Consider the following 14,348-nt stretch of genomic DNA (forward strand, 5'->3'; position numbering starts at 1 on the left):
GAACGCCTCGCCTCGCAGATTCGTCATGGCTTCTTCCGCAGATTTGGCCGCCTGGGACGTGCGGCACGTTTGGCACGGCTTTACCCAGATGGCCGAATACGAGCCGCTGGTCGTCGAGCGGGCCGAGGGGTGCTGGCTCGAGACGGCCGACGGCCGGCGATTGTTCGACGGGGTGAGCAGTTTGTGGTGCAATTTGCACGGCCATCGCCGGCCGGAGATCGACCGGGCCGTGCGGGAGCAACTCGACCGGGTCGCTCACGTAACGACCCTGGGCATGGTCGCGGCGCCGACCGTCGAGTTGTCGAAGCGACTCGCCGAGGCCGCCCCAGGCGACCTGAGCCATGTGTTCTACTCGAGCGACGGCGCCGCGGCGGTCGAGGCGGCGCTCAAGATGGCGTTTCAGTACTGGCGCCAGTGCGACTCCCCCCGCCCGGCGAAAACGAAGTACCTCGCCTACGGCGGCGCCTACCACGGCGACACGCTGGGCAGCACGGCGGTCGGCGGCGTGCCGGCGTTTCATGCGATGTTCGCCCCGCTGTTATGCGAGGTGATCCGCGTCGAAGCGCCTGATCGGCGCGTTCCCGCCGGCGCTTCGCCCGCAGAGTCGACCGCTTATCACCTGCAGCGCTTGGAAGCGATGCTGGCCGATCGGCACGAGGAGATCGCCGCCGTGGTGATCGAGCCGTTGGTGCAGGGGGCCGCGGGGATGGTGCTGCAACCCCCAGGGTACCTGCGCGGGGTGCGCAAGCTGACCGAGCGCTACGAGGCGCTCTTGATCGCCGACGAGATCGTCACCGGCTTCGGCCGCACGGGGGCGATGTTCGCATGCGAGCACGAGGGGGTGACGCCCGACCTGTTGTGTGTGGGCAAGAGCCTGACGGCGGGCTACCTGCCGATGGCCGCGACGCTGGCCTCGGAGCGGGTGTTCGGCGCGTTTTTGGGGACGCACGCCGAATCGCGTACGTTCTTTCACGGACACACCTACAGCGGAAATCCGTTGGCCGCGGCGGCGGCGCTGGCTTCGCTCGACTTGCTGCAGAGGGAGCGGATGGTCGAGGAGCTCGTGCCGCGGCGAGCGGCGGAGTTGGCCGAGGCCCTGGCGCCGTTGGCGGAGAGCCCGAGCGTCCGCGAGATCCGGCAGTTGGGGCTGCTCGCCGGGGTGGAGCTTTGCGACAAATCGACGGGCGCAGCGCTGCCGGCCGAGCGCCGCGCCGGATACCGCGTGTGCCGCGAGGCGACCCGCCGCGGCGTGTGGCTGCGGCCGCTGGGAGACGTGGTCGTCGTCATGCCGCCGCTGGCCGCGAGCAAAGAAGACGTGGCGCTCGTCGGCCGCGTGCTGGGCGAGAGCATAGCCGCGGCGCTTTAGTAGCTGACCTTCGGCAGGCGCTTCTTGAAAACGCCGGCGGGCTGGCCGGTCTTTCGCGGGAGCTCTTGCGTGTGGGGCTGGGCGGCGAAGTCGTCGGGATTGGCGTCGATCCCCAACGGCACGACCTGGGCGTCGTTCTTCCAACCCATCAGCGTGAGGAATTCCTGCAAGGGCACCGTCTCGATGCCGAGCTGGTTCGCCTCGTTGCTGATCTCGGTCCACGACTTGACCCACGCGGAGCGGTACGCGTCCTCGGGGCGCGTACCCAGGATCAGGAAGCGAGTCTCGACCTGGGCTTGGCCTTCCTTCTCGCCCTTGTTGTTCGGGGCGACGTCGACCTTGCCGCCGCTGGCCGTGATGATTCGTTTGAGTTGCTCGAGGTCGCTCTTGCCGTCGCCGTCGATGTCGATGAAGCCGGCGATCGCGAAGCCGACGGTACGGCCCGGTTCCCACACGGGGCTGTAGATCTTGTCCCCCGGCATGAGCGGATTCTTGTTGTCGTCGCCGGTGACCTTGGCCTCGGCCATGTGATCGTCGAGGATCCGGACGACCTCGATGCTCGCCTTCTTGACCGCCTGCTCGGCGTCGGGCTGGCCGACCGCGTAGACGCTAAAGGTGATCTGCGGGCGGAGTCCGTCGGCCGACCCCAGATCGATCCACACCCGCTGTTCGCGCTGATTGACCCACGCGACGGTCCCGTCGGCCGGTTGCGCGAAGGGGTCTTTGCCGGGCAATTGCCGTTTGATCAGGTCGACGCTCCGTTCGAGATCGGCCACCTTCTTGGTCAAGGCCGCCTTGGTCTGCGCGGCCTGGGCCATGTTCTCGTCGTGCGTCTCCTGCAGCTTGCGGAAGTCGTTGGCCAGCTTGTCCTTCTCCTGGTTGACCTTGCCGTATTGCTGCTTGAAATTGTTGGTTTCGCTCGCCAGCTTGTCGGCGGATTCCTTCATCTTGGTTTCGTATTGATTGACCTGCTCCTGCTTCTGGGCTTCCAGCGCGAGCATCTTCTCTTGAAGTTCCTTGACCGACTTCTTCGCCTCGGCTTCGTTGAGAGCGAGGTTGCGGTTTTCCTCGAACACCTGCTCGAGGATGCGGCGGTAGCTGCGCTCCTCCTCGGGCATGGTCGAGCCGAACCGCTCGAGGTCTTCGCCGATCGATTTCTGGAGAGCCTCGTAGCTTTCGCCGCTGCCGAAGCCCATCCATTCCTTGTAATTGTTGGCCTCTTCCTGGGCGCGGCGCTCGGCGCTGGCCGCCTCTTGCTGCGACTTTTCGGCCTGGTCGGCGCGGGCCGTGGCGGTCTTCTTGGCGTTGTTCACCAGGAGCAGACCCACCCCCAGGCCGATCACCAACAGCGTGAGCACGATGATGATCGCCTGAAGTCCTTGGTTGTCTTTTGCAGCCACGTGAGTACCTCGGGCGACTTCGGATGTCGTCTTGTCGAACAGGGTTCCGGCCAGACCCCCGGCAACGGGGCGCCCGGCGCTGGCGAGGAGGGGACGCGGGGGGCGGGAAGGAGACCCGCGCGCCATGGCGACAAATCGCCATAAGTGCAAAGTAATTGAGTAGATAGGGGGTGTCAATAATCGGGGCAAACTGTGCCGTCGGGGGGGAATCGATGCGGGCCCCTCCCGTTCGGCAGGACCGGCGCGACCCGACCTTGGGACCCTCGAGCGATCGGGGCGCGGGTGCAGAACTTTTCTCGCCTTGCGTGCGTCAAAGACGCTGCGACAGGCGACGGACGAGGGGAGCGGACAGGCGTCGTGGCGTATCGCGCAGGCCCCAGGATTTCGCCGGGAGATCGCTGTGCTCGACCCCAGCCGGCGATCCCCAGTCGCGTTTCCCCCGCGGGTCGCCCTGGACGCCTCCGGTTTGGCCCGGTTAGAACGAGTGCGGCAGGAAGCCGGGGCAGGACGCTCGGCCCTGTTCTCAACTTCAAGAGGCACAACATGTTTCGATATCTGGGCAGGGCCGCGGCGGCTCTGTTGGCGGTCGGCGTGGCCGGCGCCCTCGTCTCGGCTGAGAACGCGGCCGATTCCTCCTCGTCCGATGCCCGCAAGATGATCGCAGACGGCAACTACGCCGAGGCCCTGGAGTCGTTGCGGAAGTCGACGACCGACCCCGCGACGCCGTTGGCCGGCGCCGCCGTCGCGGCGGAGTACGGGCTGGCGGTCGATTGCTTTGCGCCGCTCAATCAGGTCCACGACCTGGACGCATACCGGGAACTTGTGGCCCGAGTCCACGCCGATTCGTGGCCGGTGCTGGTCGCGGTCGGGGCGAGTTACGAGCAAGGAGTCCATCACGGCTTTCAAATCGCCGGCGAGTTTCGGCGCGGCGACCACCGGGGCGGCGGGCGAGTGATGAACGCCGCAGCGCGCGATCGGGTGCGCGCCTTGCAGTTGTACCGGCAAGCCTTGGCGCTGATTGAGAAGCAGCGCGAGCAAGGGCCGCTCGAACCGGCGGCGCAAGAGGTTTTCGATCGGCTCGCTTCGGGGCTGTTGAACCCATACCACATGGGACAAGCTTGGCGACTGCAGACGCTGACCGACCTGTCGCAGTTGCCGGACTACGAGGAAGGGTGGGGGTATCACCGCGGCGGCGCGTCGGGGGCGCCCGTCGACGCCGACGGCAATCCGCTGTTCTACTCAGCCCCGGCCGCTTGGGACGCGGCCGCCAACGACGGCGAGCGGTGGCGGTGGGTCCTCGCCCGGCGCAGCGAGTGGTTCCCCGATACGGCCGATCAGGAGTTGCTCGATCGGGCCCAGTTCCTGCAGTCGCAGTTCGGCGTGCAGACGCTGTCCGAGTACGGCTGGCCGCTGGGACGGGTCGGCGACGTGGACTCGGACGCGGACGAGCAGACTGGAACGTTCGCGCTCCACACGTTGGGCGAAGAGGAAACGATCTGCCGGCTCGCCACGGGCGTGAAACGCATTACGCTTCCCGCGGAGCACAACTATGCGGCGTTGTGGAAACAACTTGCGGAACGCCCGCAGACGCCGCGGCAACCGACGGCCCCTTGGATCAGCGCGTGCGAGCAACTCGCCGGCGAATTCGAGAATCGTCGGCAGTATCCCCGCGCCGCGGAGTTCTGGCGAAAGCTGATCGACGCTCGGCCGGAGTCGCTCAGCGCGAGCTATCGCGAACGGTTGGAGCAGATCGTCGGCAATTGGGGACGGTTGGAACCGGCGGTTCAGCAGCCTGCCGGCCGGGGCGCCACGCTCGACTACCGGTTCCGCAACGGCAAGCGGGTTGAGTTCGTCGCCCGCAAGATCGACGTGCGACGCCTGTTGGACGACGTCAAGAAGTATCTTGCCGGCCGTCCTCAGGCGCTCGCCTGGGAGCAGATCAATATCGACAACATCGGTTACCGATTGGTCGAGCAAGGCCAAGAGCAGTACGTGGGCGCCGAGGCGGGCCGGTGGTCGGTCGATCTCGAACCGCGGCCGCAGCACTTCGACCGGCGGACGATGATCGCGACGCCGCTGTCGCAGCCGGGGGCGTACTTGGTCACGGCCAAGATGGAGGGGGGCAACGAACAGCGGGTCGTGCTGTGGGTCGCCGACACCGCGATCGTGAAGAAGCCGCTCGAAGGAGCGGCGCTGTACTACGTGGCCGACGCGGCGACCGGCGTTCCCGTCGCCAAGGCGAACGTCGAATTCTTCGGATGGATGCAGCAGCAAATTCCGACCGGGAGGATGCAGCTGGATACGAAGAACTTCGCCGAGTTCACCGATGCAAGCGGCTTGGTCCGCTTGCCGGCCGACGACGCCAACCGGCGGCATTCCTGGCTGGCGATCGCCACGACTCCCGCAGGACGGTTGGCCTATCTGGGGTTCAGCGGCGTCTGGTCGGGGCAATACCACGACCAGCAGTACAAGCAGGTAAAGGCCTACGCGCTGACCGATCGCCCGGCGTATCGCCCCGGCGACGCGGTGCAGTTCAAGTTCTGGGTTCGTACGGCCCAGTACGACGCGACCCCCGAGGGCGACGCCGAGTTCGCCGCGAAGAGTTTCGTCGTCGAAATCCGCAACCCGAAGAACGAGAAGGTGTTCTCGCAGACGCTCACCTCCGACAAATACGGCGGGCTCGCCGGCTCATGGACCTTGCCGGCCGACGCGACGTTGGGGCAGTACAGTCTGTTCGTGGTCAACCACGGCGGCGGGCATTTTCGCGTCGAGGAGTACAAGAAGCCCGAGTTCGAGGTGACGATCGACGCCCCGGCCGAGCCGGTCATGCTGGGCGAGACGGCGACCGCCAAGATCTCGGCCAAGTACTACTTCGGCGCCCCCGTGACCAACGGCAAGGTGCGGTACAAGGTGTTGCGAACGTCGTACGACCAGCGGTGGTTTCCGCCGATGCCGTGGGACTGGCTCTACGGGCCCGGGTATTGGTGGTTCGCGGAGAGCTACGACTGGTATCCCGGGTGGAGCCGATGGGGCTGCGCGCGGCCGTGGCCGTGGTGGTGGTGGCGTCAGTCGGCGCCTCCCGAGCTGGTCGCGGAGCAGGAGGTCGATCTCGACTCCTCCGGCGCGATCGACGTGGCCATCGACACCGCCCCCGCGAAGGCGGCGCACGGCGATCAGGATCATCGGTACGAGATTCAGGTCGAAGTGGTGGACGAATCGCGACGAACGATCGCCTCCAGCGGGCAGGTGCTCGTGGCGCGACGGCCGTTCCAGGTGTTTCTGTGGGCCGACCGGGGCTACTACCGTGCCGGCGATCCGATCCAGGTCGAGATGGCCGCCCGCACCCTGACTGGCAAAGGGGTGAAGGGCGCCGGGACGCTGCGGTTGCTTAAAATCGCCTACGCCGAGGGAAACCCGGTCGAGACCGAGGTCGCCAAATGGGACCTGCCGACCAACGACGAGGGACGCGCCGCGCTGCAAATCAAGGCGAGCGAGCCGGGGCAGTACCGGTTGTCGTACGAGGTCGTCGACGGCGCGAACCACCGGATCGAAGGCGCCCAGGTGCTGACCGTGCGCGGCGACGGGTTCGACGGCGGGGATTTCCGCTTCAACGACCTGGAACTGATTCCCGAGCGGCGCGAATACGCCCCGGGGGAGAAGGTTTCGCTGCAGATCAACGTCGACCAGCGGGGCGCCACGGTCCTGTTGTTCGTCCGGCCGTCGAACGGGATCTATCTGCCGCCGCAGGTGGTGACGCCGACCGGCAAGAGCACGCTCGTCGAGTTGCCGGTCGAGGCCCGTGACATGCCGAACTTCTTTGTCGAGGCGGTTGCGGTCCATCACGGCCGGCTCCACACGGCGGTCCGGGAGATCTTCGTGCCGCCGACCGCGCGAGCGGCCAGCGTCGAGGTCGTCCCGTCGGCCGACGCATATCTGCCGGGGCAGGAGGCGAAGATCCGAATCAAGCTGACCGATCCGGAGGGGAATCCGGCGGTCGGTTCGCTGGTGGCGGCCGTCTATGACAAGGCGCTCGACTACATCGCCGGGGGGGCGGCTCCGCCCGACATCCGCGAGTTCTTCTGGAAGTGGCGGCGCGAGCATCGACCGAATTCCGAAACGAATCTCGGTCGCGTCGAGGGGCCCGTCGCCAAGAGCGGCGAGAAACAAATGCAGGACATCGGGATGTTCGGCTGGTCGAGCGTCGATGAACTCGGAGTGAATTTCGAATTTTCAGAAGGCGCCGACTGGTTCAAGCTCAAGGCGATGCGCGGCTTTGGGGGGAGAGGCGGAGTGGCCTTCGGCCGCGAGGAAGCGGCACTCCCGATGTCGGCCGCGGCGCCAATGGCCTTGGCGATGAGCAGCGTCGCTGACGGAGAGACGCGCGCACCAGGCGGGCCGACGGCCGACGATTCGTCGGGGTCGGGCGAGATCGCCCCGCAGATCCGGGAGAACTTCGCCGACACGGCCCTGTGGGTCGGCGCCCTGGAGACCGACGCCAACGGGTTGGCCGAAGTGTCGCTCAAGATGCCTGAGAACCTCACGGCGTGGAAGATCGGCGCCTGGAGCATGGGCTCCGGCGGGCGCGTCGGGCAGGGCGCCGCGGAGGCGGTCACGCGCAAGAACATCATCGTGCGGCTGCAGGCGCCGCGGTTCTTCGTCGAACGGGACGAGGTGGTTCTCTCGGCGAACGTGCACAACTATCTGGCTCACGCGAAATCGGTCCGCGTTCGGCTTGATCTGGAAGGGGGGGCGCTCGTCGGACCCGATCGGATGGAGCAAACCGTCGAACTCGCCGCGGGGGGCGAACAGCGCGTCGACTGGCGCGTGAAAGCCGTCCACGAAGGCGTGGCGGTCGTCCGCGCCAGCGCGCTGACCGACGAAGAGTCGGACGCGATGCAAATGACGTTTCCCGTGCTGGTGCACGGGATGTTGAAGCAGGACGCGTTCAGCGGGATGCTTCGTTCGGCGGAGTCGAGCGGCAAGTTCACGGTGGTCGTTCCCCGCGAGCGGCGGCCCGAGCAGACGCGGCTGGAGGTTCGCTACTCGCCGACGTTGGCCGCGGCGATGCTCGATGCGATTCCTTACCTTGTCGACTACCCCTACGGCTGCACCGAGCAGACGCTCAACCGGTTTCTTCCCGCGGTGTTGGCCCAGCGGACGCTGCAGCGGATGGGAGTCGATTTGAAAGCGCTGCGGGAGAAGCGGACCAATCTCAACGCTCAGGAGCTCGGCGACTCTGCGGAGCGCGCCGCCCAGTGGAAGCGGTACGACGCGAACCCCGTGTTCGACGACGCCAAGCTGAACGAGATCGTCAAGGCCGGGGTCAATCGGCTGACGGAGATGCAACTGTCCGACGGCGGCTGGGGCTGGTTCAGCGGATGGGGCGAACGCTCCAGCCCGCACACGACCGCCGTGGTCGTCCGGGGATTGCTCGTGGCGCAGCAGAACGAAACAGCGCTCGTCCCCGGCGTCTTGGAACGGGGGCTGGATTGGCTCGACCAGTATCGGACGCGGCAACTTGCGCTGCTCGACGCCTTCGACCGGCACGCCGACAAACCGCGAGCCGAGAAGACGCCGTACAAACGGTACGCCGACAATCTCGACGCGTACGTACATGCCGTGTTGGTGCAGGCCGGTCGCGGCAACTCGCGGATGCGGGCGTACCTGTACGTCGACCGGACGAAGTTGGCGCCGTACGCGTTGGCGTTGTTCGGGACAGCGCTGCAGCAGGAGCTGAGCTCGGCCAATCGGATCGGGGGGACTCCCGCGGCCGACGCGGCCGGCGTGGGGCAACAGGCCGGTCCGCGGAACGTGATTGCCGACACGCCGGTCGCCGACATGCTGGCGATGGTGCTGCGAAACCTATCGCAATATCTGGATCACGACGAGGAGAACCAAACCTCGTGGCTCGACCTGCCCGGCGGGTCATGGTGGTATTGGTACGGCAGCGAGTACGAAGCTCATGCGGCGTACCTCAAGCTGTTGGTGGCCGCCGAACCCGCCAGCGAGACGGCGCCGCGGCTGGTGAAATACCTGCTCAACAATCGCAAACACGCGAGCTACTGGAACAGCACTCGCGACACGGCGCTGGTGATCGAGGCCTTCGCCGACTATTTGGCCGCCACTGGCGAGGCGAAGCCCGACCTGCAAGTCGAGGTGTGGGTCGACGGCGAGCGGAAGAAGTCGGTCTCCATCACGCCCGACAATCTGTTCACGTACGACGGTTCGCTGGTCGTCGAGGGGGCCGAGTTGGAGCCGGGCAAGCACGTCGTCGAACTGCGCAAGACCGGCGCCGGGCGGCTCTACTACAACGGATACCTCCAGAACTTCACGCTGGAGGACCCGATCGCCGCGGCGGGATTGGAACTGAAGATCGAGCGAAGGTTCTACAAGCTCGTCCGCGACGATCGCGCCGGTCAAGTCGCCGGCGATCGGGGACAGGCGGTCGAGCAGCGCGAGCTGAAGTATCGGCGCGAGGAGATCGTCAATCTGCAGGAACTCGTCAGCGGCGACCTCGTCGAGGTGGAACTCCTCGTCGACAGCAAAAACGACTACGAGTACGTCATGCTCGAAGACCGCAAGGCGGCCGGTTTCGAGCCGGTCGAGGTTCGCAGCGGCTACAACGGCAACGACCTGGGCGCCTACGTCGAGTACCGCGACCAACGGGTCGCGCTGTTCGTCCAACGCCTGATGCGCGGCAAACACAGCGTCAGCTATCGTCTGCGGGCCGAAGTCCCGGGCAAGTTCAGCGCCCTGCCCGCCACCGCCGCGGCGATGTACGCCCCCGAGCTGAAGGCGAACAGCGATGAAATGAAAGTTCGAGTCGCGGATCGACAGGAATAGCGACGGCGCTCGCCGCCGGAGTCTGTTGATCGCTTACGCCTCGACCGCGGGGCCTGCGGCGCCGATTTCGGCAAAGAGGGCGTCGACGAAGTCCTGCGGTTTGAACAGCGCCAGGTCCTCGGCTTTTTCGCCGATGCCGACGTACTTGACGGGTAGGCCGACGCTTTGGCGGATCGCGACGACGACGCCTCCCTTGGCCGTGCCGTCGAGTTTGGCGAGCACGATCCCGGTGCAGTCGACCGCTTCGGTGAAGTTTTTGGCCTGGCTGATCCCGTTCTGGCCGGTCGTGGCGTCAAGAACCAAGAGCACCTCGTGGGGCGCTGCGGGAATCTGCTTGCGGATGGAACCTTGGATTTTGGTGAGTTCGGCCATCAGGTTTTTTTGCGTCTGCAGACGGCCGGCCGTGTCGATGATGCAGACGTCGGCGCCGATGGCGAGGGCCTGCTCGGTCGCCCGGTAGGCGACGCTCGCCGGGTGGGCGCCGGGTTCGCCGGTGACGATGTCGACCCCCAGCCGCTCGGCCCAGATCGTGAGCTGCTCGACCGCGGCGGCGCGGAACGTGTCGCCGGCTCCCAGCACGACTTTCTTGCCGGCTTGGGTGAACATCCGAGTCAGTTTGGCGATCGACGTCGTTTTGCCGGCGCCGTTGACGCCGCAGATCATGATCACCGTCGGCCCGCTCGCGGCGAAGCGAATCGGCGAGTCGTCCTGGGCCATCAGTTCGGCCAGCTTCGACTTCCAGGTGGCGACGATCTGCTCGAGCGTGACGACCCGGCCGCGGTAGTTCTTGGCCACCTCGGCGACGATTTCTTCGACCGACTCATAGCCCATGTCGGTTTTGAAGAGGATCGCGCGCATCTCGTCGAGAAACGCCTCATCGATGAGGCGCCCCTCGCTCTTGAAGAGATCGCGAACGTCGGTCTTGAGAATCTGCGCGGTCTTGGCGAGGCCGCGCTTGAACTTATCAAACAAACCCATGGGGCGAAACTTTCCGGCGAGGCTTTCGTAGTTCAGTGTTGCACAGAGGAGCCAAATCGCAAAGCAACGACCGCCGAGCCGGCGGGAACGTTAGAGAGTATTGCGATTCACTTTGCGTCTTAGCGCCTGTGCGCGAGACTAAGGCGAGTCCTTGTCGCGCTCGATCAGTTTGTCGAGGATGCCGTTGACGAATTGGGAGCTTTGGGCGGCGCCGAAGCGTTTGGCCAGTTCGACCGCTTCGTCGATCGCGACGCGCGGCGGGGTGTCGCTGAAGCGGATTTCGTAGGCCCCGATCCGCAGGATGTTGCGGTCGGTCGCGGCCATGCGGTGGAGCGACCAGTTTTCGGCCTTGGCGGCCAACAGGGCGTCGAGTTCCTGCTGGTTCCGGCGGACCCCCAACACGATTTGCTTCGCAAAGTCGCGCGAGTCCTCGTCGCGCAGCCGCCCGGCCAGAAACGCGCCGAGCCGGTCGAGCGAGTTCTGGGGGTTGAGATCTTCCTGGAACAGCGCTTGGAGGGCGACCTCACGAGCGCGACTGCGGCGGGACATTGCGACAGGGAGGTCAGAGGCGAGAGGTCGGCGGTCAGGAACGCTCGTCGATGCGAGCCGGGGCGTCTTCGCCCTCAGCGGCTCGCGCAAGACCCGTCATTCTATGCCCGAGGCAGGTTCCGCAACAACCCGACCATGTGGAGGGCCGCGTCGGCGCACTCGGCGCCTTTGTTGCCGACCGGTCCCCCGGCGCGGGCGAGGGCCTGCTCCATCGTCTCGCAGGTCAACAGGCCGAACAGCACGGGGATTCCCGTCGCGAGGCCGATCTCGCTGATCGCGAGGCTGACGGCGCGGTTGATGTGCTGATCGTGCGACGTTTCGCCGCGAATGACGACGCCCAAGCAGATGACCGCGGCGTAGCGGCCGCTCCGAGCCAGCTGTTGGGCCGGCAGCGACAATTCCCAGGATCCCGGCACCCATGCCACGTCGATCGCGTCGCCGGGGACCCCCGCGGCGATCAAGGCTTCGACTGCGCCGTCGAGCAACCGGCCTGTGACGCCGCGATTCCACTGGGCGACGACGATCGCAAAACGATCGTCGGCGGCGACGGGAGCGACGGGGATTTCGTTCATCGTCGTGGCTGACGCATGCTGGCTATGCGATCGTGGAGCGCTGCCGGCGACAGAGCGAGTCGCGGCCGGGGGGGCGGGTCGCTTCGGACGACAGCCCCGCCTACTCCTTGATGCTCATCAGGAACTCGGCGTTCGACTTCGTCTTGCGAAGCCGCGTGGCGAGCAGGTCCATCGCGTCGGTCGGGCTCATGTCGTTGAGGACGCGACGCAGCAGGCAGACCCGCCTGAACTCCTCGGGGTCCATGAGCATTTCCTCGCGCCGGGTGCCGCTGCGGACGATGTCGATCGCCGGCCAGATCCGCTTGTCGACCAAGCGGCGGTCGAGCACGATCTCCTGGTTGCCGGTCCCTTTGAACTCCTCGAAGATCACCTCGTCCATCCGGCTGCCGGTGTCGACGAGCGCGGTGGCGATGATGGTCAGCGAGCCCCCTTCCTGAACTTTGCGGGCCGAGCCGAAGAACCGCTTGGGGCGCTGCATGGCGTTGGCGTCGATGCCGCCGGAGAGGATCTTGCCGCTCGAGGGGCATTCGGCGTTCCACGCCCGGGCGAGCCGAGTGATCGAGTCGAGGAAGATCACGACGTCGCGGCCGTATTCGACCATCCGCTTCGCCTTTTCGAGGACCATTTCGCTGACCTGGACGTGGCGGGCCGAGGTTTCGTCGAACGTGCTCGAGATGACCTCGCAGTTGGTGCCCTTGACGTTCCGCTCCATGTCGGTGACTTCCTCGGGGCGCTCGTCGATCAGCAACATGATGACGTACGCCTCGGGGTAGTTGGCCAGCACGCTCTTGGCCATCTTCTGCATCAAGACGGTTTTGCCGGCCCGCGGGGGGCTGACGATCAACCCGCGCTGGCCGAAGCCGATCGGCACGATCATGTCGACGACCCGCATGTCGACGTCGTCGGGCGCGTGCTCCATGCGGATCCGCTCGTCGGGATGCTCGGGGGTCAGGTTGTCGAACAGGACCTTCTTGCTGACGTGGTTGGGGTCATCGCCGTTGATGCTTTCAACACGCAGCAGGGCGAAGTACCGCTCGTTTTCCTTCGGCGGGCGGATTGTTCCCGAGATCGTCGCCCCGGTCAGCAGCCCGAACCGACGAATCTGGCTCGGCGACACGTAAATGTCGTCGGGGCAGGAGAGGTAGTGGTAGTCGGGCGAGCGGAGGAAGCCGAACCCGTCGGGGAGGATTTCGAGCGTCCCCTCGCCCGACATCATGCCGTTGAGCTTCACCCGCGACTTGAGGATGCGGAAGATGAGGTCCTGCTTCTTGAGGCTCGAGGCTTCCTCGATCTGCTCCTCTTCGGCGACCGCGATCAGCTCGGGCATGCTCATCCGCTGCAGCGCGGCGACGTGCATGTTCTGGTCGGGCTTGTCGGTACGCTCGATGTTCTTGCCGATGCGGCGGACCCGTTCGGCCGCCTTGTCGAGCTCTTCGGCGAAGGAGAGCGGTTCCTCGCGCTCGAGCTCGGCCAGGGTGGCGGGGTCAATGCCGTCGGGAGTGGGGTAATTGCGGTGGCGATGCGGGGGGCCCTGGAAACGACCCGGCCGGGGACCGCGGTTGCTGGTCTCAGCCATGAACGGCAAACTCCTGGTGGGAAGATCGAAAAGATTTAGGGCGTCAGCGCACGGACGGCGCAACGGCGGGAATGCAAGAACGGCGGGATGGGATTCGGGCTGGCCGAGCGGCCGACCCAGGCGTGATCAAACTCAGGCGACGATCGCACCGCGAGCGCGGCAAGGGTCGCAGGGGAACTCTCAGCAGCCGGGCAATGAAGGCGGGACCACGGCGGGCAGGCGATTCGTTTCAAACGCTAGTATGCCAAGCGACGCCGGGACAGGGAAGCGCAAGTTCGGCAAACCGCCGGATTTCTGCAGCGAAAAGCCGGGGATTCGCCGGCTGGCGGGGGGCGAGCGAATCTACTGCGAACAGGCGGATTTGCCGGGGGGCAGGCCGGAACGCTCGATTCGTTCGGCCCAAAACTGCCGAACCCGCTGCGGTAAATCCGCCAGGGCGCCGCTGCTGTCGACCGTCCAAGTCGCAAGCAGCCGCTTTTCGTCAATCGGCATTTGGACGGCCTCGCGTCGCTCAAATTCCCCAGGAGGCCAGCCACGGGTTGCCGCTCGCTGGCGGCGGAGCGATTCGGGGCACTCGACCCAGACCAGTTCATCGCACAAGGTTTGCCACCCTGCTTCGACCAACAGCGGGGCGTCGACGACGACCGCCGGGGCGCCGACGTCACGGAGCCGGGCGATTTCGGCGACGAACCGCTCGCGGATTCGCGGGTGGAGAATCGACTCGAGCCAGCGTCGTTCGACGGCCGCTTCCGGGGTCGGGGCGAAGACGCGGGCGGCGATGGCGCCCCGCCGGGGCTGGCCGGCGTGGTCGAGCGCCTCGGGACCCCACCGTTCGACCAACAGGCGACACGCCTCGGGGGTCGCGATCGCCTCACGCGCCGCGGAATCGGCGTCGAGCACCACGGCGCCGAGCTCGGCCAGCGCCGCAGCGACGGCCGATTTGCCGCTCGCGATCCCGCCGATGAGGCCGATGGTTTTCATGGGAAGGACGAAGGCGGCGTGGGGCAAGGCGACGAGTTGCGGCGGGGTATTCTTGGCGTCTGAGCGGGGGGAGCCAACCCCAA

The 14,348-nt window shown here is 66.3% G+C and carries 8 protein-coding genes; 2 read left to right on the top strand and 6 right to left on the bottom strand.

Translation table 11 applies throughout. From position 1 onward, the window contains the following. Positions 1 to 25 precede the first annotated feature (25 nt). Positions 26 to 1,366, top strand: coding sequence for an adenosylmethionine--8-amino-7-oxononanoate transaminase (gene bioA, locus KF688_17640; GenBank protein MBX3427506.1), 1,341 nt, complete (start codon positions 26 to 28; stop codon positions 1,364 to 1,366). Here the strand turns inward: bioA and KF688_17645 are convergent. Further along, a complete protein-coding gene (locus KF688_17645) occupies positions 1,363 to 2,766 on the bottom strand; it encodes a hypothetical protein (GenBank protein MBX3427507.1) in 1,404 nt (467 codons plus the stop codon). The genes bioA and KF688_17645 overlap by 4 nt on opposite strands. Before the next feature lie 543 nt (positions 2,767 to 3,309). Here KF688_17645 and KF688_17650 point away from each other — a divergent pair. Next, complete coding sequence (locus KF688_17650; protein ID MBX3427508.1) at positions 3,310 to 9,609, top strand: alpha-2-macroglobulin; 6,300 nt, start codon at positions 3,310 to 3,312, stop codon at positions 9,607 to 9,609. A 33-nt stretch (positions 9,610 to 9,642) separates the two neighbouring features. Here KF688_17650 and ftsY read toward each other — a convergent pair whose 3' ends face one another. The 5 genes from ftsY to coaE all read right to left on the bottom strand — a co-directional run bounded on the left by ftsY (position 9,643) and on the right by coaE (position 14,265). After that, positions 9,643 to 10,587, bottom strand: coding sequence for a signal recognition particle-docking protein FtsY (gene ftsY / locus KF688_17655; GenBank protein MBX3427509.1), 945 nt, complete (start codon positions 10,585 to 10,587; stop codon positions 9,643 to 9,645). Between the two features lie 138 nt (positions 10,588 to 10,725). Further along, positions 10,726 to 11,136: a transcription antitermination factor NusB gene (gene nusB / locus KF688_17660; protein ID MBX3427510.1), complete on the bottom strand. Its 411-nt coding sequence runs from the start codon at positions 11,134 to 11,136 to the stop codon at positions 10,726 to 10,728. 101 nt (positions 11,137 to 11,237) lie between these two features. Then, positions 11,238 to 11,708 (bottom strand): 6,7-dimethyl-8-ribityllumazine synthase, encoded by a 471-nt coding sequence (locus tag KF688_17665; protein ID MBX3427511.1) that lies wholly within the window; start codon positions 11,706 to 11,708, stop codon positions 11,238 to 11,240. 100 nt (positions 11,709 to 11,808) lie between these two features. Next, positions 11,809 to 13,065 (bottom strand): transcription termination factor Rho, encoded by a 1,257-nt coding sequence (rho, locus tag KF688_17670; GenBank protein MBX3427512.1) that lies wholly within the window; start codon positions 13,063 to 13,065, stop codon positions 11,809 to 11,811. A gap of 561 nt (positions 13,066 to 13,626) precedes the next feature. Further along, positions 13,627 to 14,265 carry a dephospho-CoA kinase gene (gene coaE / locus KF688_17675; protein ID MBX3427513.1) on the bottom strand — a complete coding sequence of 213 codons (639 nt, stop codon included), beginning with the start codon at positions 14,263 to 14,265 and terminating at the stop codon, positions 13,627 to 13,629. Between the last annotated feature and the right edge of the window lie 83 nt (positions 14,266 to 14,348).

Source organism: Pirellulales bacterium, assembly GCA_019636345.1.
GTDB lineage: Bacteria > Planctomycetota > Planctomycetia > Pirellulales > Lacipirellulaceae.